Source organism: Lentzea sp. JNUCC 0626 (genome assembly GCF_043632865.1).
Taxonomy (GTDB): domain Bacteria; phylum Actinomycetota; class Actinomycetes; order Mycobacteriales; family Pseudonocardiaceae; genus Lentzea.
In genome coordinates this window covers 7289474-7310881 of sequence record NZ_CP171635.1, presented here as the reverse complement: position 1 = coordinate 7310881, position 21408 = coordinate 7289474, and the positions used below count along the sequence as shown (strand labels likewise).

At 68.5% G+C, this 21408-nt stretch carries 19 protein-coding genes; 13 read left to right on the top strand and 6 right to left on the bottom strand.

Translation table 11 applies throughout. The features are described from left to right. Positions 1-44 precede the first annotated feature (44 nt). Positions 45-1121, top strand: coding sequence for a hypothetical protein (locus JNUCC0626_RS33580; RefSeq protein ID WP_394614756.1), 1077 nt, complete (start codon positions 45-47; stop codon positions 1119-1121). On the opposite strand, the gene JNUCC0626_RS33575 is transcribed toward JNUCC0626_RS33580, so the two are convergent. Further along, the gene (locus JNUCC0626_RS33575; RefSeq protein WP_394614755.1) at positions 1052-3175 is read right to left on the bottom strand and encodes an MMPL family transporter; all 2124 of its coding nucleotides are present in this window, start codon (positions 3173-3175) and stop codon (positions 1052-1054) included. The genes JNUCC0626_RS33580 and JNUCC0626_RS33575 overlap by 70 nt on opposite strands. A 112-nt stretch (positions 3176-3287) precedes the next feature. On the opposite strand from JNUCC0626_RS33575, the gene JNUCC0626_RS33570 reads away from it, so the two are divergent. Both JNUCC0626_RS33570 and JNUCC0626_RS33565 read left to right on the top strand, forming a co-directional pair. Continuing rightward, a complete protein-coding gene (locus JNUCC0626_RS33570; RefSeq protein WP_394614754.1) occupies positions 3288-4004 on the top strand; it encodes a TetR/AcrR family transcriptional regulator in 717 nt (238 codons plus the stop codon). 114 nt (positions 4005-4118) lie between these two features. Then, a complete protein-coding gene (locus JNUCC0626_RS33565) occupies positions 4119-4760 on the top strand; it encodes a hypothetical protein (RefSeq protein ID WP_394614753.1) in 642 nt (213 codons plus the stop codon). Positions 4761-4781: 21 nt separating this feature from the next. On the opposite strand, the gene leuS is transcribed toward JNUCC0626_RS33565, so the two are convergent. Both leuS and JNUCC0626_RS33555 read right to left on the bottom strand, forming a co-directional pair. Further along, positions 4782-7559 (bottom strand): leucine--tRNA ligase, encoded by a 2778-nt coding sequence (leuS, locus tag JNUCC0626_RS33560; protein WP_394614752.1) that lies wholly within the window; start codon positions 7557-7559, stop codon positions 4782-4784. A gap of 152 nt (positions 7560-7711) precedes the next feature. Then, complete coding sequence (locus tag JNUCC0626_RS33555) at positions 7712-8668, bottom strand: esterase-like activity of phytase family protein (protein WP_394614751.1); 957 nt, start codon at positions 8666-8668, stop codon at positions 7712-7714. A 65-nt stretch (positions 8669-8733) separates the two neighbouring features. Here JNUCC0626_RS33555 and JNUCC0626_RS33550 point away from each other — a divergent pair, with 65 nt between their 5' ends. The 3 genes from JNUCC0626_RS33550 (at position 8734) to JNUCC0626_RS33540 (ending at position 9972) form a co-directional block, all read left to right on the top strand. Next, positions 8734-9138 carry an SdpI family protein gene (locus JNUCC0626_RS33550; RefSeq protein ID WP_394614750.1) on the top strand — a complete coding sequence of 135 codons (405 nt, stop codon included), beginning with the start codon at positions 8734-8736 and terminating at the stop codon, positions 9136-9138. A gap of 106 nt (positions 9139-9244) precedes the next feature. Next, positions 9245-9730 carry an RNA-guided endonuclease InsQ/TnpB family protein gene (locus tag JNUCC0626_RS33545; protein ID WP_394614749.1) on the top strand — a complete coding sequence of 162 codons (486 nt, stop codon included), beginning with the start codon at positions 9245-9247 and terminating at the stop codon, positions 9728-9730. An 11-nt stretch (positions 9731-9741) separates the two neighbouring features. After that, a complete protein-coding gene (locus tag JNUCC0626_RS33540) occupies positions 9742-9972 on the top strand; it encodes a zinc ribbon domain-containing protein (protein ID WP_394622155.1) in 231 nt (76 codons plus the stop codon). A gap of 1 nt (position 9973) precedes the next feature. Here the strand turns inward: JNUCC0626_RS33540 and JNUCC0626_RS33535 are convergent, their stop codons facing one another. Beyond that, positions 9974-10552: a YqgE/AlgH family protein gene (locus tag JNUCC0626_RS33535; RefSeq protein ID WP_394614748.1), complete on the bottom strand. Its 579-nt coding sequence runs from the start codon at positions 10550-10552 to the stop codon at positions 9974-9976. 238 nt (positions 10553-10790) lie between these two features. Here JNUCC0626_RS33535 and JNUCC0626_RS33530 point away from each other — a divergent pair, with 238 nt between their 5' ends. Then, a complete protein-coding gene (locus tag JNUCC0626_RS33530) occupies positions 10791-12131 on the top strand; it encodes an MFS transporter (RefSeq protein WP_394614747.1) in 1341 nt (446 codons plus the stop codon). Here the strand turns inward: JNUCC0626_RS33530 and JNUCC0626_RS33525 are convergent. Further along, the gene (locus tag JNUCC0626_RS33525) at positions 12060-12314 is read right to left on the bottom strand and encodes a LuxR C-terminal-related transcriptional regulator (protein ID WP_394614746.1); all 255 of its coding nucleotides are present in this window, start codon (positions 12312-12314) and stop codon (positions 12060-12062) included. The two genes, JNUCC0626_RS33530 and JNUCC0626_RS33525, sit on opposite strands and share 72 nt — an antisense overlap. A gap of 111 nt (positions 12315-12425) precedes the next feature. Further along, entirely contained in the window at positions 12426-13859 is a 1434-nt protein-coding gene (locus tag JNUCC0626_RS33520) for a CCA tRNA nucleotidyltransferase (protein ID WP_394614745.1), read from the bottom strand. A 42-nt stretch (positions 13860-13901) separates the two neighbouring features. Here JNUCC0626_RS33520 and JNUCC0626_RS33515 point away from each other — a divergent pair, with 42 nt between their 5' ends. The 6 genes from JNUCC0626_RS33515 to JNUCC0626_RS33490 all read left to right on the top strand — a co-directional run bounded on the left by JNUCC0626_RS33515 (position 13902) and on the right by JNUCC0626_RS33490 (position 21379). Beyond that, positions 13902-14417, top strand: a complete 516-nt coding sequence (locus JNUCC0626_RS33515) for an NUDIX hydrolase (protein ID WP_382441325.1) — start codon at positions 13902-13904, stop codon at positions 14415-14417. Then, positions 14414-16711, top strand: coding sequence for a DUF6049 family protein (locus JNUCC0626_RS33510; RefSeq protein WP_394614744.1), 2298 nt, complete (start codon positions 14414-14416; stop codon positions 16709-16711). The genes JNUCC0626_RS33515 and JNUCC0626_RS33510 overlap by 4 nt, the downstream gene beginning before the upstream one ends. After that, positions 16708-18357: a murein biosynthesis integral membrane protein MurJ gene (murJ, locus tag JNUCC0626_RS33505; protein ID WP_394614743.1), complete on the top strand. Its 1650-nt coding sequence runs from the start codon at positions 16708-16710 to the stop codon at positions 18355-18357. Before JNUCC0626_RS33510 ends, murJ begins: the two co-directional genes overlap by 4 nt. Before the next feature lie 37 nt (positions 18358-18394). Then, the gene (locus JNUCC0626_RS33500; protein WP_394614742.1) at positions 18395-19915 is read left to right on the top strand and encodes a protein kinase family protein; all 1521 of its coding nucleotides are present in this window, start codon (positions 18395-18397) and stop codon (positions 19913-19915) included. Positions 19916-20012: 97 nt separating this feature from the next. Beyond that, the gene (gene sigM / locus JNUCC0626_RS33495; RefSeq protein ID WP_065915504.1) at positions 20013-20630 is read left to right on the top strand and encodes an RNA polymerase sigma factor SigM; all 618 of its coding nucleotides are present in this window, start codon (positions 20013-20015) and stop codon (positions 20628-20630) included. Next, positions 20627-21379 carry a hypothetical protein gene (locus JNUCC0626_RS33490; protein WP_394614741.1) on the top strand — a complete coding sequence of 251 codons (753 nt, stop codon included), beginning with the start codon at positions 20627-20629 and terminating at the stop codon, positions 21377-21379. The genes sigM and JNUCC0626_RS33490 overlap by 4 nt, the downstream gene beginning before the upstream one ends. Positions 21380-21408 lie beyond the last annotated feature (29 nt).

Here is a 21408-nt window from a genome sequence, read left to right as displayed (position 1 = left end):
ACTGAAGTGGATCGAAAGCACCCGGAAGTGTTCCCATCGGCCGTATGGCAAAGCCACGCCTCGTGGCCGCGGTTCTAGCGCTCTCAGCGGCCTTCGCGGCGATGGGTGTCCACCAAGGACACGAGTACACGACGACTTCCTCGGCATCGATCGCACCGCTGGCCTACGTGGTGGGCAAGAGCGGTCTCGTGCAGATCGTCGACACCAGCACCGGTGCCGTGCTCGTGGAGGCCGACACGGGAGGCAGGGCGACCGGCGTCGCGGTGTCCCCCGACGGGCGGCGGCTCTACGTGATCAACGGGTGGACCGGCACGATCACCGCGATAGACCCCCGCACCGGCGAGATCGTCGACCGGATCTTCACCCAGGTCCAGCTCTCGCACGCGGCGATGCGCCCCGACGGTCAGCGGCTCTACGTCTCGGCCAGCGGTGGCGTGGCCGTGGTGAACCCGGAGAACTTCCAGCTCGTGGCCGTGATCAAGGCGGGCGGGCAGCCCCAGGGGCTCGCCGTGCACCCGGACAACCGGGTCCTCTACGTCGCGAACTCGCAGGACGGCACGGTCGGCCTGGTCGACACCGCGACGGCGTTCCAGACGGCGACGGTGCAGGTCGGCGGGCTGCCGCAGCACCTCGCGCTCTCGCCGGACGGCAAGCGTTTGTACGTGAGCAGCCTGCAGCTCGGCCGGGACACGCCCGGCACGTTGACGGTGATCGACACGACCACGAACCAGGTGGTCGGCGCGCTGCCGGTCGGCAGGGGAGCGGGCAGCATCGCCGTCACTCCCGACGGCTCGACGGTCTACCTGACGTTGCCGAAGGAACGGTCCGTCGTGGTGGTGGACGCGGCCTCTCTGACCGTGCGCGAACGTTTGCCCATCAACGCACCGACCGTCGCCATCGCGCCGGGGGACACGAGGGTGTTCCTCGCGACCGGCGCGACGACGACGGTGCTGGACAGCACGAACGCGGTGCTCACGACGTACCGGATGACGACGGGTGAGCTGGAGGCGAGGCCGCGCGAGTTCGACGCGGCCCTGATCGGCTTCCCGCCTCAGCCCACCGGAACGGGCCTGCGGACCTCGTCGTCGAAGTCGTCCAGGTCGTCCACCGGCTCGTCGTGAAGCGCGAGGCGTTCCTGGATGCGCTTGAGCGGACCGGGTGACCACCACGCGGCGTTGCCGAGGAGCTTGAGCACGGCCGGCACGAGCAGCATCCGGACCACGGTGGCGTCGAGCGCCAGCGCGAGGATCATGCCGACCCCGACGAACCGCATCATCGCGACCTGTGAGAACGCGAACGCACCGGTCACCACGATCAGCAGCAGCGCGGCCGACGTGATCACCCGGCCGGTCTTCGCGAGGCCGGTCGTCACGGCTTCTTCCGTCCTCGCGCCCTGACCGCGGGCCTCGACCATCCTGCTGAGCAGGAACACCTCGTAGTCCGTCGACAGACCGAACACGATGGCCGCCATCAGCACGACGATGCCGGACTCGAGCGGCCCCGGCGTGACGCCGAGCCAGTCAGCCCCGTGGCCGTCCTGGAAGATCCAGACCAGCACACCGAACGTGGCGGACAGCGACAGCGCGCTCATCAGCACGGCCTTGATCGGCAGCACGACCGAGCCGAACGCCAGGAACATCAGGATCAGCGTCGCGCCGACCAGCAGCGTGACCATCAGCGGCAGGCCGTCGGCGATGGCGTCGAGCGAGTCGCTCACCATCGCGGTGTTGCCGCCGACCAGCACCTCGGCGTTCGTCGGCGGCGCGAGGGCGCGGACGTCCTTGAGTGCCTGCTTCGACTCTTCGCTCAGCGCGTCGTTGTCGAGTCCGGCCGCCGCGGCCGTGACGCCGTTGCCCTGGCCGGTCGGCTGGACCTCGCCGACGCCCGGGATGTTCGCGACTTCGTTGAGGTACTTCTGGACGTCGGCTTCCTGGCCGCCTTGGACGACGATCTTGAAGCCGGTGTTGGAGAGCGCCGAGAAGTTCTGGTTGATGTTCTCGGTGGCGGTGCGAATGGCGTTGCCCTCCGGCAGCACCTTCTCGGTGACCTGGCCGAACTGCACTCCGAGGAACGGCGACCCGAGCGCGACCAGCACACCGATGATCGGCAGCGCGATGAGCACGGGCCGCTTCATGACCGCCGTGCTGAGCTTGCGCCAGCCGCGTTCGCTCGGCTCCTTCTTGCGCCACGGCATGGCGAGCTTGTCGACCCGCTTGCCGAGCACGCCGAGCAGCGCGGGCAGCAGCGTCACCGAGACCAGTGCCGCGATCGCAACAGAACTCACGCCGCCGTACGCGAGGGACTTCAGGAAGCCGTGCGGGAAGAGGAGGAGCCCGGCCAGTGCGATGACCAGCAGCGTTGCGCTGAAGACAACCGTGCGGCCTGCGGATGCGACCGTCCTGGCCACTGCTTGTTCGGTCGTACGGCCCTGGGCGAGTTCTTCCCGGAACCTGCCGACCATGAAGAGGCCGTAGTCGATCGCCATGCCGAGGCCGAGCAGCGACGCGACGTTGACCGCGAACGAGTTGACCTCGGTGAAGAGGGCGACGCCGTGCAGCACGCCGAGCGAGCCCATGATCGCGAGACCGCCCACGACGACGGGCAGGCTGGCCGCGACCAGGCCACCGAAGATGATCACGAGGAGCAGCAGGACCAGCGGCAGCGAGAACATCTCCGCGCGCGTCAGGTCCTCCTGGGACATGTCGTTGATGGCCTTCTGGGTCGGCACGAGCCCGCCGACCTGGTTCTCGAAGCCGTCGATCTTCAGCTGGGACTCGATGTCCTGGAACTGCTTGATCTGCTCGTTCGAGTCGCCGCTGCTCAACGTGATGGCGACGAGCGCCTGCTGCTGGTTGTCCGACGGCACCGGCCCGACGGCCTTGAGCACGTCGTCCTTGGGGAAGCCGCTGATGTGGTCGGCGACCTTCTTGAGTTCGAGCGGGTTCGCGAAATCGCCGCGATAAATGACGATCACGTCACCGTTCTGCCGCCCGAACGCCTCCTCGGCTACCTTGTCGGCCCGCGCTGCCTCACTGGAAGGAGCCTCGTAGCCGCCCTGGCTGAGCTTGTCGAACACCCCCAGGCCCCAGACACCGCCCACCACGGCGAGCAGCACCGTCGCGACCAAGACCACCCACCGGCGGCGATATGCGATCGAGCCCCACTTCGCGAACATCGACGACGGCCTCCTGGGTTACCGTGCTGTAAATCCCATGAACTCTTGTAAACACCGTTCACTGAAACCGTACGGGGCCGTGGACGGGGTCTACAACCCGATGGAGTGACATATGACCGAGGCCACTCGCCGAGAACGACTCCGCGCAGAGACCGAGCGTGAGATTCGGCAGGCGGCCCGCGCCCTTTTGGTGGAAAGCGGCCGCGACGCGGTTACCCTGCGTGCCATCGCGCGCAAACTAGGCATCACGGCGCCGGCCCTGTACCGCTACTACGACTCGCACGACGCGCTGCTGCGGCAGCTGTGCGACGACATCTGCGCGGACATGGCCGCGGCGTTGTACGCGGATCTTGCTGCGGACACGTCGGGGCAGGTGGGGTGCAAGGTCCGGGCGGTGTGCCATGCGTTCCGGCGGTGGGCGTTGGCGCATCCGCAGGAGTTCGCTCTGGTGTTCGCTTCGCCGCGGGATCCCTTGGGGGCTGACCAGTTCGGGTCGGTGTTCCTGCAGTTGGCCGGACCGCTGATCGCGTCCAACGAGGACGCCAACCACGTGCACGAGGAAGCGCCCGCGGTGCTGCACGAGGACCTGATGCGGTTCCAGCAGGTGCTGCGGGACGCGGTGGCGGAGCACGGGGTCACGCTGGCGGACGAGGTGCTGAACCTGGGCAAGATCTACCACGTCGTGCAGTCGTGGGTGCGGTTGTACGGGCACGTGGCTTTGGAGGTGTTCGGGCGGTTCCCGTTCGCGGTGAGCAACCCGGAGCCGATGTTCGATTCGATGCTGGACCAGATGCTGGAAGAGATCGGGTTCGTGGAGACCCATCAGTGATGTAGCGCAGGGCGGAGGCTCGGCGACATACGACCCGTGGCAGCTACCGATCTACCTGACACCGTCGAAGAACCGGAGTCGCCGAGCGGGCCGGGCCAGGCCGTGCTCAACCTGTTGGACAAGGCGATCGGATTGCAGGCACCGCTGGTCCGCAAGAACATCGCCCGCGCTCGTCAGCGCAACCCGGAGTCAACGCCCGCCGAGGTCGTCAGCACGCTGGAGAAGATGTACGTCAGCGCCCTGACCAGCACGGGAGCCGCAGTCGGAGGAGCGGCGGCCGCACCCGGTGTCGGAACCGGGGTTGCACTGGCGCTGTCGGCGGGCGAGATGCTCTCGTCACTCGAAATGAGCGCCCTGTTCGTGCTCTCGGTCGCCGAGATCCACGGAGTCCCGCTCGACGAGATCGAACGTCGCCGCACGCTGCTGCTGGGGATCCTGCTCGGTGAGTCCGGTTCCAAGACCATCAACAAGGTGGCCGAGCGCACCGGTCAGCACTGGGCGCGCCATCTCGTCAACGCAGTGCCCGCAGAAGCCTTGAAGCGGATCAACAAAGTCCTGGCGCCGAACTTCATCACCAAATACGGCACCCGGCAAGGAGTCGTCGTGCTTGGACGTGTGGTCCCGTTCGGCATTGGCGCGTTGATCGGCGGTGGCGCCAACGCCGCTATGGCCGTAATTGCTGTCAAAGCTGCGCGACGTGCGTTCGGTCCTGCGCCTGAAGCGTGGCCCGAAGAGGTCGGGCCGGCGCGACCGTAGTCACGCCGGCTCTTGTCGTTGCTACAGAACGATGTTGACCAGGCGACCCGGGACGACGATCACCTTGCGGGGCTCGCCGCCTGCCACCAGTTCCGCGATCTTCTCCTCGGCCAGGGCCGCGGCCTTGATCTCGTCCAGGCCCGCGGAGGCCGACACGACGACGCGTGAGCGGACCTTGCCGTTGACCTGGATCGGGTACTCGACGGTGTCCTCGACCAGGTACTGCTCGTCCGCCGCCGGGAACGGGCCGTGGGCCAGGGAACCCTCGTTGCCCAGCTTCGACCACAGTTCCTCGGCCACGTGTGGGGCCTGCGGGGCCAGCATCAGGACCAGGGCCTCCGCCAGGGGGCGGGGGGTGCCTGCGGCGTAGTGCTTGGTGACGTAGTTGTTCAGCTCGATCAACTTGGCGCCTGCGGTGTTGTAGCGCAGGTTGGCGTAGTCGTCGTGAACGCCTGCGATGGTCTTGTGCAGCAGGCGCAGGGCCTCGGTCGAGGCCTCCTCGTCGGTGACGCGCAGGGAGCCGTCGGTCTCGTCGACCAGGTTGCGCCACAGGCGTTGCATGAAGCGCTGGGCGCCGACGACGTCCTTGGTCGCCCACGGGCGGGAGACGTCCATGGGGCCCATGGACATTTCGTAGAACCTGAAGGTGTCTGCGCCGTAGCGGGCGCACATTTCGTCCGGGGTGACGACGTTCTTCAGGCTCTTGCCCATTTTGCCGTATTCGCGGCGGACTTCCTCGCCGTTGTAGGTGAACTTGCCGTCCTGCTCGACGACCTCGTCGGCCGGGACGTAGACGCCGCGCGGGTCCACGTAGGCGTAGGCCTGGATGTAGCCCTGGTTGAACAGGCGGCGGTACGGCTCGTCGCCGGACAGGTGGCCCAGGTCGAACAGGACCTTCTGCCAGAAGCGGGAGTACAGCAGGTGCAGGACGGCGTGTTCGACGCCGCCGATGTACAGGTCCACGCCGCCAGGGTCGGTCGGGCCGTGCTCCTCGGTGCGCGGGCCCAGCCAGTACTTCTCGTTCTCCGGGTTGACGAAGCGCTCGGTCTCCACCGGGTCGACGTAGCGCAGCTGGTACCAGCACGAACCCGCCCAGTTGGGCATGGTGTTGGTGTCGCGGCGGTAGGTCTTCAGGCCGTCGCCCAGGTCCAGCTCGATGGTCGTCCACTCGGTGGCACGGGACAGCGGCGGGGACGGCTCGGTGTTCGCGTCTTCCGGGTCGAAGGTGCGCGGCGAGTAGTCGTCGACCTCGGGCAGTTCGATCGGCAGCATCGACTCGGGCAGCGCGATGGCGGTGCCGTGCTCGTCGTAGACGACCGGGAACGGCTCGCCCCAGTAGCGCTGGCGGCTGAACAGCCAGTCGCGCAGCTTGAACTGGACGGTGCCGCGGCCGTGGCCGTTCTCCTCCAGCCAGCCGATGATCGTCTTCTTGGCGTCGTCGATCGCCATGCCGTCCAGGAAGCCGCTGTTGATCGCCGCGCCGTCGCCGGTGAAGGCCTCGCCCTCGAAGCCTTCCGAGGGCTGGACGGTGCGGACGATCGGCAGGTCGAACTTCTTCGCGAAGTCCCAGTCGCGCTGGTCCTGGGCGGGCACGGCCATGATCGCGCCGGTGCCGTAGCCCATCAGGACGTAGTCGGCGATGTAGACCGGGATTTCCTTGCCGTTCACCGGGTTCGTGGCGTACGCCCCGATGAAGACGCCGGTTTTGTCCTTGTTCTCCTGACGGTCCAGTTCGGACTTCAGGGACGCTGCGCGCCGGTACGCGGCGATGTCTGCCACGCGATCGGGCGTCGCAATCTGGTCCACCAGCTCGTGTTCCGGTGCCAGGACCATGTAGGTCGCGCCGAACAGCGTGTCCGGACGGGTCGTGAAGACCTCAATGTTCTCGCTTCCCACCGCAAATCGGACTCGGGCACCGTGCGAGCGCCCAATCCAGTTGCGCTGCATGGCTTTGACCTTGTCCGGCCAGTCCAGCCGGTCCAGGTCGTCGATCAGCCGGTCCGAGTACGCGGTGATGCGCATCATCCACTGGCGCAGGGATTTCCTGAACACCGGGAAGTTGCCACGCTCACTGCGACCGTCCGCGGTGACCTCTTCGTTCGCCAAGACAGTACCCAGTCCGGGACACCAGTTGACGGGCGCCTCCGACATGTAGGCCAGGCGGAAATCGCCCAAGATCCTTTGCTGGTCGGCAAAAGACAGCTCAGACCACGTGTGGCCGCCCGGAACGTCCCGCTCTCCAGACTCGAACTGCGAGATCAACTCGGCGATGGGACGGGCCGTCCGCGCGTCGGCGTCGTACCAGGAGTTGAAGATCTGCAGGAAGATCCACTGAGTCCACTTGTAGTACTCGGGGTCGATCGTCGAGATGCGACGGCGCTCGTCGTGACCCAGCCCCAGCCTGCGGATCTGGCGCAGGTAGGTGTTGATGTTGTCCTCGGTGGTCTTGCGCGGGTGCTGACCCGTCTGCACCGCGTACTGCTCCGCGGGCAGGCCGAACGCGTCGAAACCCATGGTGTGCAGCACGTTGCGGCCGTTCATGCGGTGGTACCGCGCGAAGACGTCCGTGCCGATGAAGCCCAGCGGGTGCCCGACGTGCAGGCCCGCGCCGCTGGGGTACGGGAACATGTCCTGCACGAACAGCTTGTCCGCGGGCACGTCACCCTTGAGCGCGCCGACGGGGTTGGGAGCGTGGTAGGTGCCGTGGTTCTCCCAGTACTGCTGCCACCGCTCCTCGATCTGGTTCGCCAGCTCGGCGGTGTAGCGGTAGGCGGGAATCTCCGCCGCGTCCGTACTCATTTCAGCGTCCCTCTCACGTCTGTTCCTGCCCCTGACATGACGAAACCCCCCAGCCCAGAAGGGCATGGAGGGTGGCCGCGCCGACCGTCTCTCGAAGGGGTCGTCGCGGCTAGATAAGGAGCAGGCGGGCCGTGCTCATGTCGTCAACGGTATCAGCGCAGGGCAAGCGCGATGAACTGGGTGACCTGGGACGCGCTGAAGTTGTCGTCCGAGACCAGCCACAACGTGCCGTCCGGGCCCCAGGCCATGCCTTCGAGGTTGTCCGGCTTGGTGAACGTGCCGATGTCGGCCAGGAACCGCTTCTTGTTCTGCACCGGCCGGTACTCGAACAGGCGAACCTTGTTGCCGAGCGTCGGGCTGAACGACCGCTCGAGGACGAGGTAGACGCCGGGGAAGCGCTCCAGGATCGCCGTCACGCCCGTGCTCGCGTCCGGTGCGAACAGCGGCTCCTGCTGGTAGCGGTAGGTGGCCACGGGCTGCCCGGTGCGGGTCTGCACGAAAACGCGGCTGACAGCGCCCTTGTCGACCGTCGCCGCGGGTTCCGTGACGAGCGGGCCTTCGAGCGCGGTGACAACCAGGGTGCCGCCGAGCGCGAACGTGAGGCCTTCGAACGCCTGGTTCTGGCGCGGACCGGACTCGGGCTTCATCTTCAGCGACTCCGGGGTGGGGAGCGCCTTGCCGAAGCTGCCGTCCTTGCGGCTGAACTGCACGGACGGGTCGATGAGGGTGGTCGGCGTGCGGTCGCCCTCCTGGCTCCACAGCAGGTCGCCGGTCCAGGAGTCGACGCGGACGTCCTCGGGGTCGACGGTGCCGGGCGCGTACGGACCGTTCGGGCCGGTCAGGGAGTGCGCGGCGGTGAACTCGACCTTCGACCTGTCGAGCCTGCCCTCGTAGAACCGGGGCGCCACCCGGTCGTCGCTGATCAGGATCCACCTGCGGGTGCGTGGGTCGTAGTCGAGGCCGGAGATGCCGCCGACCGTCGTGCCGTCCACGACCAGGCCTTTCGGCACCTGGAGCTCGGTGAGGAACCGAACTTCGGGGCCGTGCGCCTGCGCGGGAGCCGCCAGCAGACCGACCATCACGGGGACCAGCAGGAGTCGTCTGAACATGGCGCTCAGCACACCTGACCGGGGTGACTGGAGGGTGAACTGAGGATTCGTCTTACCCTCATGGGGTGAACATCGTGCTGTCGGTCGTCCTGGGTGTGCTCGGCGTCGCTCTCGGCGCGGTCGGTCTGCTGGGTCTGCAGGGCAAGCTGCGCCGCAACCGCTACGTCGGTGTGCGCACCGCCGCCGCCGTGCGTGACGAGGAGACGTTCGCTCTGGCCAACCGCGTCGCCGGCGTGCCGAACGTCGCGGCCGGTGTGGTCGCGGTCGTGTCCGGCGCCATGGCGTTCGTGATGGAGGACCTGGCCGTGACGGCCGGGGTCATCGGGCTGGTCGGCGCGCTGGTGATCGCGTTCGCCGGTGGTGTGATGGGCAGCAAGGCCGCGGCGCTGGTGCCCGAGCCGGTCCAGCCGAAGGGCTGCGGCGGGTGTGCCTGCGGTGGTGGCGGTTGCTCGCCGCTCGCGGGCCTCTGACCAACCCTCAAGGACAGGCCGGATCACTCGATGATCCGGCCTTTTTCGTACGTTTCACGTGAATCAACTCGCGAGCGCTCGAGCCCCGACTCCTGAACAGACAGCGGTGCTGAACCGCACGTTCGGGTGCGTACGCCTGGTATGGAACAAGGCGCTGGGAGAGCGCGCACAGCGCTTCCGAGTCGACGGAGCCCGTACGTCGTACCGCGAGACCGACGCCGCACTGACGGCGTGGAAGCGGACCGAAGAGTTGGCGTTCCTGTCCGAGGTCTCGTCGGTGCCCCTGCAACAGGCACTGCGCCACCAGCACACAGCGTTCCAGAACTTCTTCGCTCGACGTGCCCGCTACCCGAGGTTCAAATCGCGCACCGGTCGTCAGAGCGCGCACTACACACGCTCAGCGTTGGTTCCAGCTGCGCCTACGCGGCACGCCATCGGTGTCGACCTGGGCTTGGCGGGCTTCCTCGTCACCAGCGACCGCAATCGAATCGCCAATCCGCGTCACCTCGCGGTCAAGGCCCGAAACCTGGCCCGCCACCAACGCAAATTGGCCTGGTGCGCTCTGCGGACATCATCGCGATCGAGGACCTGAACATCCGGGGCATGGTTCGGAACCGTCGCCTGGCTCGTTCGATCTCCGACGCGAGTTGGGGCGAGTTCCGTCGGCAGCTTGAGTACAAATGCGCCCGAGCGGGCCGCACGCTGGTCGTGGTCGACCGCTGGTACCCGTCCAGCAAGACGTGTTCCTGCGGAGCCGATGTCAGACGGCAGGGGTCCGCCCCTCCGCGATCGGCGGCGAAACAGGAAACCCGAGCCTCGGGGGAAGCCAAGTGAATCAGTTGTCGCGGACGTCCTTCGGGTAGGTCGCGAGCAACGCCAGCGGCATGCCCTGGCGGCGCAGCACCCTGCCCCAGAGGTCGACGTTCGCGCCCACCAGCACGTCGTCGGCGAGGCCCGTGACGACCATCCAATCGCCGCGGTCGATCTCGCCCTGCAGCTGACCCTCGCCCCAGCCGCTGTAGCCGGCGAACACCCGCAGGCCGCGCACCAACGGCATCAGGTCGTCCGGGTCGGCGTCGAGGTCCACCAGCGCCACGGGGCCCTGCACGCTGACCAGACCTTCCACAGCGGACGGATCGGTGCCGGGCTTCAGCGCGGCCAGGCACAGCGCGGTCTTCTGCTCCACCGGGCCGCCGATGTGGATGGCTTGTGGCTTGGTGACGTGCGGGCCCCACGGCGGTAGTACGTCGTGGACGGCCACGTCGGACGGTCGGTTCAGCACGACGCCGAGGGTTCCCTCGGGGCGTTGGTCGATGATGTAGACGACGGTGCGTGTGAAGTTCGGGTCGTTCAGGCTCGGAGCGGCCACCAAGAGGGTGCCTGGCTCGACTTCGACTTCGTCATCGGGACGCACGTCACCATGAAATCACCCGTGATCGCCGGAACAACTCAGGGCCGCGCCCCGTTAGACTGAGGTGTCGGATGTCTTTGTGTCCCCCGGGCTCAACAGACAACCGCCCTTGCGGAATACCGTTCGGCTGGAACCGCTTGGTGCAACGCGCCGTGAGGCGACCTGGCATCCGGCACCAGGGGAGCCGGACCGCGAGGTCCGGCTTTCGTGGTTTTCACCACCTCGCGCATAGAGTGCAACGGTGACAACGCTTGCGGTGGAGAAGCACCACTGGGGATCACGCCGGTTCCTCGGCATCCCCGCCTACCGCAGACTCCTCGCCACCAGGCTCGCCTCGCAGTGGGGTGACGGGCTCTTCCAGGCGGGACTCGCCGGGGCCGTGCTCTTCAACCCCGAACGCCAGGCCGATCCGCTGGCCATCGCGACCGGGTTCGCCGTGTTGTTGCTGCCCTACTCGCTCATCGGACCGTTCGCCGGCGCGTTGCTCGACCGGTGGGACCGCAAGAAGGTCATCCTCGTCGCGAACGTCACGCGGGCGGTGTTCGTCCTGCTCACGGCCGGTGCGGTCGGGGCGGGGCTGAGCGACCTGCCGTTGTACGTCTCCGCGCTCATCGTCATGGGCATCGGGCGGTTCGTCGGCGCCGGGCTGAGCGCGTCGCTACCGCACGTCGTGCCCGAAGACCACCTGGTCGAGGCGAACGCGCTGGCCACGACGGCCGGCGCGATCATGGCCGTGGTCGGTGCCTCGTGCGCGATCGGGTTCCGCACGATCCTCGGCGCCGGGGACGGCGGGTCCGGCTGGACCACCAGCATCGCCGTCGTCGGGTTGCTGACCAGCGCGTTCATCGCCAGCCGGTTCAAGGCCGGCGTGCTCGGGCCGGACGAGGTCGACGAGCCGAACAACGCGTTCATGGCCGTCGCGCGCGGTCTGCTCGACGGCGCCAAGGCCACCTGGCGAACCCCCAGCGTCACGGCCGCGCTCGCCGCCGTGCTCGCCCACCGGGCCGCGTTCGGCATCAGCCTGATGCTCACGCTGCTGCTGATGCGCTACAGCCTCGAGGACGTCGGCATCCTCAAGGCCGGCATCGGCGGGCTGGGCGAGGTCGCCGTCGCGGGCGGGGCCGGTGTGCTGCTCGCGGGCATCCTCACCGACCGGATCGTCGACCGGTTCGGCGTGACGCGCACGGTCTGCGGCGCGTTGCTGCTGAGCGCCGCGACCCAGCTCGGCCTCGGGCTGCCGATGACGTTGCCGACGATCCTCGCGGCCAGCTTCTTCATCATCTTCGCCGGTCAGATCATCAAGCTGTGCGTGGACACCGCCGTGCAGCACGACATCCCCGACGAGGTGCGCGGCCGCGTGTTCGCCCTCTACGACACGCTGTTCAACGTCGCCCAGGTCACCGCGGTGACCATCACGGCGATGGTCGTCCCCCTCGACGGCCGCGCGCCCGGACTCATGGTCGCCGCCGCCGCGCTCTACTTCGTCGGCCTGGCCGGCTTCCTCACGATGTCAGCGCGGAAACGGCAGATGGAGCATGCCGGCCTCGTGCGCGAAAACGACAGCAGCCACTCGATCGGGTAGATCCAGGCGACGCAGGATCTCGGCCACCTCGTCGAGCACCCGCTGCTGCCCGAGACCGAGCACGCGCGCGATCTCGTGGTCGGCGTGACCGCGCGCGATGCACCGCAGCACCGCGCGTTGGTCGTCGGTCAGCACGTCCAGGTCGTACACCGCCGGACCTGCGAAAAGTCCCTGAGAACTCATCTGCACCACCCCCATGCGCCCCCCTGGCGCACTTCACATGGTGCCGGTCCCCGCTGACACTTCGCTAACGCGGGGATTGCATTCACTCACTATGCGTAATCGACGCCTGCACTAGGCCGGGGGAGTGATCCCCTGTTCGCGCGCCCAGTCGAGCAACGCCGCCTCCGCCTCGTCGCGGTCCAGCGGTCCGCGGTCCAGCCGGAGCTCCTTGAGGAACTTCCACGCGGCGCCGACCTCGCGACCCGGCGGCAGGCCGAGCAGCTTCATGATCTCGTTGCCGTCGAGGTCCGGGCGCACGCGCGCGAGGTCTTCCTCGGCCGCGATGCGCGCGATGCGTTCCTCGAGAGAGTCGTACGTCCGGCGCAGCAGGTTCGCCTTGCGCTTGTTACGGGTCGTGCAGTCCGCACGGACGAGCTTGTGCAACCGCGTCAGCAGGTCACCGGCGTCGGTCACGTACCGGCGCACGGCCGAGTCGGTCCACTCGCCGCTGCCGTACCCGTGGAACCGCAGGTGCAGGTAGACGAGCTTGGCGACGTCCTCGGTGATCTCCTTCGAGAACCGCAACGCCCGCAAGCGCTTGCGGACCATCTTCGCGCCCACGACCTCGTGGTGGTGGAACGACACTCCGCCGCCGGACTCGAACTTCCGGGTCGCCGGCTTGCCGATGTCGTGCAGCAACGCGGCGATCCTCAGCACCAGATCGGGTGATTGATCAACTTCTTCAAGATCAATTGCCTGTTCCAGCACAACCAGGGAGTGGTCGAAGACGTCCTTGTGCTGATGATGTTCGTCGATTTCCAGCTTCATGGCCGTCAGCTCCGGCAGGACGATGTCCGCCAGGCCTGTCTCGACCATGAGCTCGATGCCGCGGCGGGGGTGCGCCCCGCACAGGAGCTTCGACAGCTCCACCTGCACGCGCTCCGGCGTGATGCGGGTGAGTTCGGCTGCCATCGACCGCATCGCCTCGATCACTCGCGGCGCCGCGGTGAAGCCGAGCTGGGAGACGAACCGCGCGGCCCGCAACATCCGCAGCGGGTCGTCGCCGAACGACTCCTGCGGGGTCGCGGGGGTGTCCAGCACGCCCTCGCGCGCCGCCTGCAGGCCGCCGGTCGGGTCGACGAACTCCGAGGCCGCGATGTCGAACGCCATCGCGTTGACGGTGAAGTCGCGCCGGACCAGGTCACCGTCGATCGAGTCGCCGAACGTCACCTCGGGGTTGCGGGTGACGCCGTCGTAGACGTCCGCGCGGAAGGTCGTGATCTCGATGATCTCGCCCTTCTTGGACGCCCCGACCGTCCCGAACGCGATGCCGGTGTCCCACTGCGCGTCGGCCCAGCCCTTCAGCAGCTGCTGGATCTCGGCTGGTCGCGCGTCCGTGGTGAAGTCGAAGTCGTTCGTCGGGCGCGCCAGCACGGCGTCGCGCACACTGCCACCCACGAGGTAGAGGCGCTTGCCCTCGGTTGCGAACCGAGCGGCGAGTTCGGCGACGACAGGTGTGATGGCGGGCTTTTCCACCACCGCATTCTGCTGGAGCGATCGAGACACGAGAAACCGGCGTGCTCAAGGTTCGTAAGTACGATCGGGCCCATGCCCCCGTCAGCCGCACGTTCCGGAGGTTCCAAGCCGGGGCGCCGCAAGAGGCGCCGGGGCCGGAGGCTCAAGACCGTCGACGAGACGTCGGCGGGTGGCCTGGTGCTCGACGGAGAGCAACGGGCCGCGGTGATCGGCAGACTTGACCGGCGGGGCCGGTTGCTGTGGTCTTTGCCCAAGGGTCACATCGAGGCCGGCGAGACCGCGGAACAGACCGCGGTGCGCGAGGTCGCCGAGGAGACCGGTATTCATAGCAGGGTGCTGCGCCCGTTGGGGTCGATCGACTACTGGTTCGTCGCAGACGACCGCCGGGTGCACAAGACGGTTCACCACTTCCTCCTCGAAGCGACGGGGGGAGAGCTTTCCGACGAAGACGTGGAGGTCACCGAGGTGGCGTGGGTGCCCCTCGGCGAGCTGGACGAGCGGTTGGCACACGCCGACGAGCGCCGTCTGGTCCGCCGAGCCGCCGAACTGCTCGCCGACCGCTGCCGCAACGGGGCGGGGCCGGCGTGAGCCTGAGGAAGCTCGTCTGCACAGCCGCCGCCGTCGCGTTCGTGGTGATCGCGGCGCCCCCAGCGGGCGCCCAGCAGTCACAACCGGACGAGATCGACGCGCTGCCGTTCATGCCCGCGCCCGCCACCCAGGTGTGGGCGACCAGATCTCTCTCGGCCCAGCCGGGCCAGGCGCAGCCGCAGTTCGTGCGGCTCGACATCGACCAGCTCACCCCGCGGTTCGTCACGAGCGACTCGCCGGGCACCGTCCGGATCACCGGCAAGATCGTCAACGTCGGCGACCGCAAGGTGTTCGACATCGTGCTGCGGCTGGAACGCGGTGAGCCGCTCGGCTCCGAGGACGACCTGCGCAAGGCGTTGCGCGAGCCGGCGGCGGCCGAGGCCGTGCAGCCGAAGTTCACCCCGATCGCGGGCGAGCTCGAGCCCGGCGCGCAGAAGGACTTCACGTTGGAGGTGCCGCTGCGCGGTACCGAGCCGACGTCGCTCGAGGTCGACCAGCCCGGCATCTACCCGATCCTCGCGAACGTCAACGGCAGGCCGGACTTCGGTGGCCAGGCCCGGCTCGCGGCGCTCTCGACGTTGCTGCCCGTGCTGGGCGTGCCCGGCGGCGACACCAAGGCCAAGCCCGGTGCCGGTGCCAAGCTCACGATGCTGTGGCCCATCGCGGACCGCCCGCGGCTCGTCCGGCTCGGCGGCGAGGGCCAGTCCGAGCTGATCGACGACGAGCTCGCGACGTCGCTCTCGGTCAACGGCCGGCTGTACGGGCTGTTGCAGGCCTATGAGGCGTCGATCTCGGCGATGAGCACGGCCATGTGCCTCGCCATCGACCCCGACCTGCTGCGCACCGTGCAGGCCATGAGCACCGGCTACAAGGTGCGCGGCGGTGCGGAGGGCAAGGGCAAGACCGAGGCCAAGCTGTGGCTCGACCGGCTCAAGATGGCCGTCACGGGCCGTTGTGTCGTGGCGCTGCCTTACGCCGACGCCGACCTCGTGGCGTTGAACAGGGCGAAGCTCGGCACGATGCGCACGCTCGCGGTGACCGACGGCCCCAAGCTCATCCAGGACGTCCTGTCCGTGCAGCCGCTGCCCGACTTCGTGTGGCCCGAGGACGGCGTGCTCGACCAGTCGACGTTCGACGAGCTGGTCACCCCGCAGCCGGACAAGAAGTACGCCGGTGCGAAGGCGCTGCTGCTCGACCCGACCGGTGTCTCCGACGCTCCCGGCACCGCGCCCGCGGGCATCGCCGGCAAGAACCCGGTCACCGCCGTCCGGATCGACTCGATGGTCTCGGACGCCCTGGTGGGCAGCGACTCACGCCCGCGCACGCTGTCCGGGGCGACGTCCCCGGTCGAGAGCCAGCCGGTGTCGGTGCAGAACGCGCTGGCCGTGCTGGTGTTCCGCGCCGGGTGGCAGGGCGACGGCCGCAACGTGCTGATCGCGCCGCCGCGCCGGTGGCAGGCGCCGCTGTCGGAGATGACCGAGTTCCTGACGACCGCGCAGAAGCTGCTGGCCGGCGGGTACGCGACCCAGACCGGGCTCTCCGAGCTCACCAACGCCACCCCGGCGGTCACGAACGCCAAGATCACCTACCCGGCCGAGGCCGGGGCGCGTGAGGTCTCGCCGGCCATCACCGACTCCGTGACCGACCAGAGCATCGAGCTCAACGGCCTGGTCGCGGCCATGCAGCAGGAGGACAGCGCGCACGCGGCGCCGTCCGACCTCGCCGACCCGCTGTGGCTCGGTCTGCTGCGGGCGATGTCGGGTGCGTGGCGCGGCAACGAGCAGGGCGCCCAGGTCGCGGCCCAGGTCAGCCAGGGCGAGCTGAACGCGTTGACCGGCATGGTCGGCGTGACCCAGCCGAACAGCCCGATCCTGCTCGGCTCCGGCGACAGCCCGATCCCCGTCACGATCACGAACAAGCTCGACGTCCGCGTGACGGTCCGGATCAACCTCGCCGACACCCCCGGCATCCGCAAGCTCGACCTCGCCGACCAGGTGCTTCCCGCCCGCGGCGAACGCGTCGTGCGGGTGCCCGTCGAGGTGCTGCGGTCCGGCCGGTTCCCGGTGAACGTCCGGCTGACGACGCCCGAGGGCGTTCCACTGGGCGACACTGTCAAGCTGGAGGTGTCGTCGTCCGCGTACGGCACGATCACGGTGATCATCACGATGATCGCCGGTGTCGCGCTCGTGCTGCTGTCCGGACGCCGGATCTACAAGCGGGTCCGTGCTCGCAACGGCGAGAACGGCGAAGCCCCGTCCATCGAGAACGTCACACCGGAGAAGTCGAGCGCGTGAGCGAGACAGCCACGACCACCCAGCCAGAGCAGCAGAAGCAGGAACCATCGGTCGCGCGAGCCAGCGGATCGATGGCGATCGCGACGATCGTCAGCCGCGCCACCGGCCTGCTGTCGAAGGTCCTGCTGATCGCGGTGATCGGCGCCGAGACCCTCGGTGACTCGTACCAGGCGGCCTCCACGCTGCCGACCATGATCAACGAGCTGCTCCTCGGCGGCGTGCTGACCAGCGTGGCGATCCCGCTGCTGGTCCGCGCCGAGAAGGAGGACGGCGACGGCGGCGAGTCGTACGCCCAGTGGCTGATCTCGATGGGCACGCTGATCCTCGGGATCGGCACGGTGCTCGCGATGGCCTGCGCGCCGTTGCTCACCGACATCTACGTCTCCGACTCACCGGAAGCGAACCCGGAGCTCGTCACCGCGTTCGCGTACCTGGTACTGCCGGGCATCGTGTTCTACGGCCTGACGGCGCTCCTCAGCGCCGTGCTGAACGCACGGCACGTCTTCGGCATCCCCACCTGGGCGCCGGTGCTGAACAACGTCGTCGTGATCGGTGTTCTCGGCGTCTACGCGTTGCTGCCGGGCGAGCTCACGCTCAACCCGGTCCGCATGACCGACACGCACCTGCTGGTCCTCGGCCTCGGCACCGCGCTCGGCGTGCTGGTGCAGGCGTCCGTGCTGTTCCCGGCGCTGAAGAAGACCGGCTTCAAGTTCAAGTGGCGGTTCGGCTGGGACTCGCGGCTCTCAGAGTTCGGCAGCCTGGCGTTCTGGGTGCTGCTCTACGTCGGCCTCGGTCTCGCCAGCATGACCGTGCTGACGAACGTGGCGACGAGCGCGAAGGGCGCGCTGACCGCGTTCAACTACCAGTGGCTGATCGCCCAGGTGCCCTACGGCGTTCTCGGCGTCTCGCTGCTCACGGCGCTCATGCCGAAGATGAGCCGGGCCGCCGCGAACAACGACAACGAGTCGATCGTGCGCGACCTGCTGTTCGGCAACCGCATGTCGGCGATCCTGCTGATGCCGTTCAGCGCGTTGCTGACGGTGTCCGGCCTCGCGGTGGGTCTCGGCGTCTTCGCCCTGGGCGCCTCCGGCGTCGACGGCGGCACGAGGATCGGCCTCTCGCTGGCGCTCTCGGCGTTCGGCCTCGTGCCGTACGCGATCACGCTGCTCCAGCTGCGGGTCTTCTACGCGATGAAGGACGCCCGCACGCCGACGCTGATCCAGGCGTTGATCGTGGCGGTGCGCATCGGGTTGCTCTACCTGTTCCTCGCCATCTCCACGCCGGGCGACGCCTCGCAGCTCGCCGTCGGCGTGTCGCTCGCGATGTCGTTGAGCTTCGTCTTCGGCGCGATCGTCGGCCAGGTGTGGCTGCGGATCCGCCTCGGTCGTCTGCGCACCGGGTTCACGATCTGGACCGTCTGCCTCACCGTGGTGGCCTCGTCGCTGGCGTTCGGTGTCGCCAAGGCCTTGAACTGGCTGGTCCAGGGCTTCTTCGACTTCTCCAGCGTCATCGTGTCGAGCTGGGTCGAACTGGTGCTGGTGACGCTGATCGGGCTGCCGCTCGCGTTCGGCCTTTTGGCGGCGTTCCGGGTACCCGAGATGGCGCCGGCGATTGCGAAGATCAACCGTTTGGTGCGGCGACGGTGACCCCGGTCCGTGAGCGACGTCCCGTACCCTCGTTCCTGTGAGTAGCGGAGTCCACGCCGCCCTGGTCCCCGGCGGCGTCATCGGCAACGGCCGCTACCGGCTGCTCGCGAAATCCGGAGCAGACGCCCGGTCGAACGCCGAACTGTGGCGAGCGCGTGACGGTCAGCTCAACCGGGACGTGGCGCTGACGGTCCTGCTCGGCAACCTCGCGGACAGCGAGGCGTCGGCCCGTGCCCGCCGCACGGTCGAACGCGCGATGCACGCGTCGTCGTTCACGCACCCCGGCGTCTCGCGGGTGATCGACGTGCTGACGCCCGGCACCGGCATCCGTCCCGACGAGGGCATCCTCGGCATGGTCATCGCCGAGTGGACCCAGGGCACGGACCTGATGGACCTCATCGCGGAGGGCCCGCTGCCCGCCGGCGCCGCAACCCGCCTGCTCGAGCCGCTGGGCGCCGCCATCGAGGGCGCGCACCACGCCGGCCTCGTGCTGGGCGCCGACCACCCGCAACGCATCCGGGTCACCTCGGACGGCCGCCTGCGCCTCGCGTTCCCCGGTCCGCGACCGGACGCGATCGCGCGCGACGACGTCAAGGGCCTCGGCGCGATCCTGTACCTGCTGCTCACCGGCCGGTGGGCGCTGCCGAACGGCCCCAGTGGCGTGCCGGTGGCCCCGACCGGGCCGGACGGGTCCGTGGTCGCCCCGAACGCGTTGCACCCGTACCTGCCGCACGACCTGTCGTCCGTCGCGGTCCGTTCGCTGGAGGACACCTCCGTGGGCGGCATCCGGACGTCGGCGGCGATCCTGCAGGTCCTCGACCAGATCGCGGCCGAAGAGGCGCAGACGTCGCTGATCCCGGCCGTGTCGGCGCGCGACGATGATGACGACGACCAGGTCGTGTGGACGACGCAGAAGCCACGGCAGGACAAGCAGCAGAAGAAGAAGCTGTGGATCAGCGTCGCGGTCCTGGCCGTGGCCACGCTGACCGTGATCGTCTGGCTGAGCGTGCAGATCGTCGGCTTCTTCAGCGACGAACCGTCCAAGGGCGGCGGCCCGACCGTGGTCATCAACCAGCCCGGGTCGAACGGCCAGACCGCGCCTCCGCCCGCGCCCGCCGGTCCGGTGCAGCCCGCAGCGCTGGGCGTCTACGACGTGACGAACCAGCCCGACAACGCGAACCAGGCGAGCAGGGCCGCGGACAACAACGCGAGCACGTTCTGGCGGACCGACAACTACTTCCAGCAGTTCCCGGCGCTCAAGCCCGGCATCGGACTGATGGGGTCGTTCGCGGAACCGGTGAAGCTGGCCTCGGTCACGATCACCTCGCCGAGCAAGGGCACGAAGGTCGAGATCCGGGTGGCGTCGGCGCTCGACTCGCCGCTGGAGGAGACCAAGGTCATCGGCGTCGCGGACCTGTCCGACGGGCAGACCCAGATCCAGCTGAACGACCACGAACCGACCGGGCACGTGCTGATCTGGATCACGCAGCTGACGAGCACCGGTGGCGGCAAGAACCAGAGCGAGATCCGCGAGATCCTCTACACCCGCGCGCAGTGACAACGGCGGCCAATCCGGCAAGCCGGGTAAAAGTACTCAGCCACGCTGGGTAGACCTGTCCGGGTGATCTGTGATCACGCTCGCTATGGTTCCACTCGTGACCGCCGCAGCCAGCTCGGACGCCGACCTCATCTCGGCCCACGCCGCAGGTGACCCCTACGCGTTCTCGGAGCTGGTCAAACGGCACCGGGACCGGATGTGGGCGGTGGCGCTGCGCACGCTGCGGGACCCGGAAGAGGCCGCGGACGCGTTGCAGGAGGCGTTCATCTCGGCCTTCCGCGCCGCCTCGTCGTTCCGCGCAGAGTCACAGGTGACGACCTGGCTTCACCGGATCGTGGTCAACGCGTGCCTCGATCGGATGAGACGCCGACAAACAAGACCGACAGTGCCGTTGCCCGAGGCCGGTCCTGGCGAGCCCGTCGCGCCCCGAGACGCGATGAGCGACCGCGAGACCAGCCTGATCGTGCAACAGGCGTTGATGGAGTTGCCGGAAGAGCAGCGGGCGCCCATCGTGCTCGTGGACGTCGAGGGGTATTCGGTCGCCGAAACGGCGAAGCTCCTCGGCATCGCGGAGGGCACGGTGAAGAGCCGATGTGCGCGAGGTCGCGCCAAGCTCGCCAAAGTTCTCGGGCACCTCAGGAACCGAATCGCAGATGCGAACGTCCCAGCTGACGGTGTGAATGTGCAAGAGCAACGTCAGTGGGAGGGCCGATGACCGGCATGGAGCGCGTGCCGATGGGTCCGCCGTGGTCGGTTGACCTCATCGCGGACCTGCACGCGGGCGTGCTGCCCCCTGAGGTCGCCGCACAGCTGCGCCCGAGGGTCGAGGCGGATGCCGAGGCCAGGGAAATCCTGCGGGCGCTCGACGCCACGCTGGAGGACCTGCAGTCGCTTCCCCCCATTCCGATGCCCGACCACGTGGCCGCGCGGATCGACGCCGCGTTGGCCGCTGAGGCACGTCCGGGCATCGCTCCGGTCGTGTCGTTGAACGACGCCCGCAAGCGCCGCAACCGCAGGCTAGGCCTCGGCGGTGGCGTGCTGGTGGCCGCCGCGGCCGCGTTCGGCATCGTGCTCGCCGTCGCCCCCAACGGGCAGCAGGCGAACACGCCCGGTGACGCCGCGCCCGCTCCCACGACGCAGGCCTCGCCCGGATCCGCGCAACCGCCGCTGTCGCTGAAGCGCGAGGAGCTGGGGTCCGCGGTCGGCGAGGTGCTCAAGGCCCAGAACTACGGCCCGCTGGAGTCACCCGACCGGCTAGCCGGCTGCCTGGAGGGCGGCGGCATCAGCGCCGCGTCCAAGCCGCTCGGCATCAGCCCGATCAACCTCGAGGGCAAGGACGCCGTGATGGCGATCCTGCCCGGTGGCGCACCCGGCCAGATCAGGCTGGTCGTGCTCGACCCCAAGGCCTGCGGTCCGGACAAGCCCGGGGGCGTTCTCGCGAACGAGTTGATCGCACCGAGGTAGTCGCTCAAGTCACGGAATTAGCTGCACCT

Bases quoted from the DNA above. Each gene is read 5' to 3' on its own strand.
- JNUCC0626_RS33580 (WP_394614756.1), top strand. From the start codon at position 45: ATGGCAAAGCCACGCCTCGTGGCCGCGGTTCTAGCGCTCTCAGCGGCC.
- JNUCC0626_RS33575 (WP_394614755.1), bottom strand. From the start codon at position 3,175: ATGTTCGCGAAGTGGGGCTCGATCGCATATCGCCGCCGGTGGGTGGTC.
- JNUCC0626_RS33570 (WP_394614754.1), top strand. From the start codon at position 3,288: ATGACCGAGGCCACTCGCCGAGAACGACTCCGCGCAGAGACCGAGCGT.
- leuS (WP_394614752.1), bottom strand. From the start codon at position 7,559: ATGAGTACGGACGCGGCGGAGATTCCCGCCTACCGCTACACCGCCGAG.
- JNUCC0626_RS33555 (WP_394614751.1), bottom strand. From the start codon at position 8,668: ATGTTCAGACGACTCCTGCTGGTCCCCGTGATGGTCGGTCTGCTGGCG.
- JNUCC0626_RS33540 (WP_394622155.1), top strand. From the start codon at position 9,742: ATGGTTCGGAACCGTCGCCTGGCTCGTTCGATCTCCGACGCGAGTTGG.
- JNUCC0626_RS33525 (WP_394614746.1), bottom strand. From the start codon at position 12,314: ATGAGTTCTCAGGGACTTTTCGCAGGTCCGGCGGTGTACGACCTGGAC.
- JNUCC0626_RS33515 (WP_382441325.1), top strand. From the start codon at position 13,902: ATGCCCCCGTCAGCCGCACGTTCCGGAGGTTCCAAGCCGGGGCGCCGC.
- JNUCC0626_RS33490 (WP_394614741.1), top strand. From the start codon at position 20,627: ATGACCGGCATGGAGCGCGTGCCGATGGGTCCGCCGTGGTCGGTTGAC.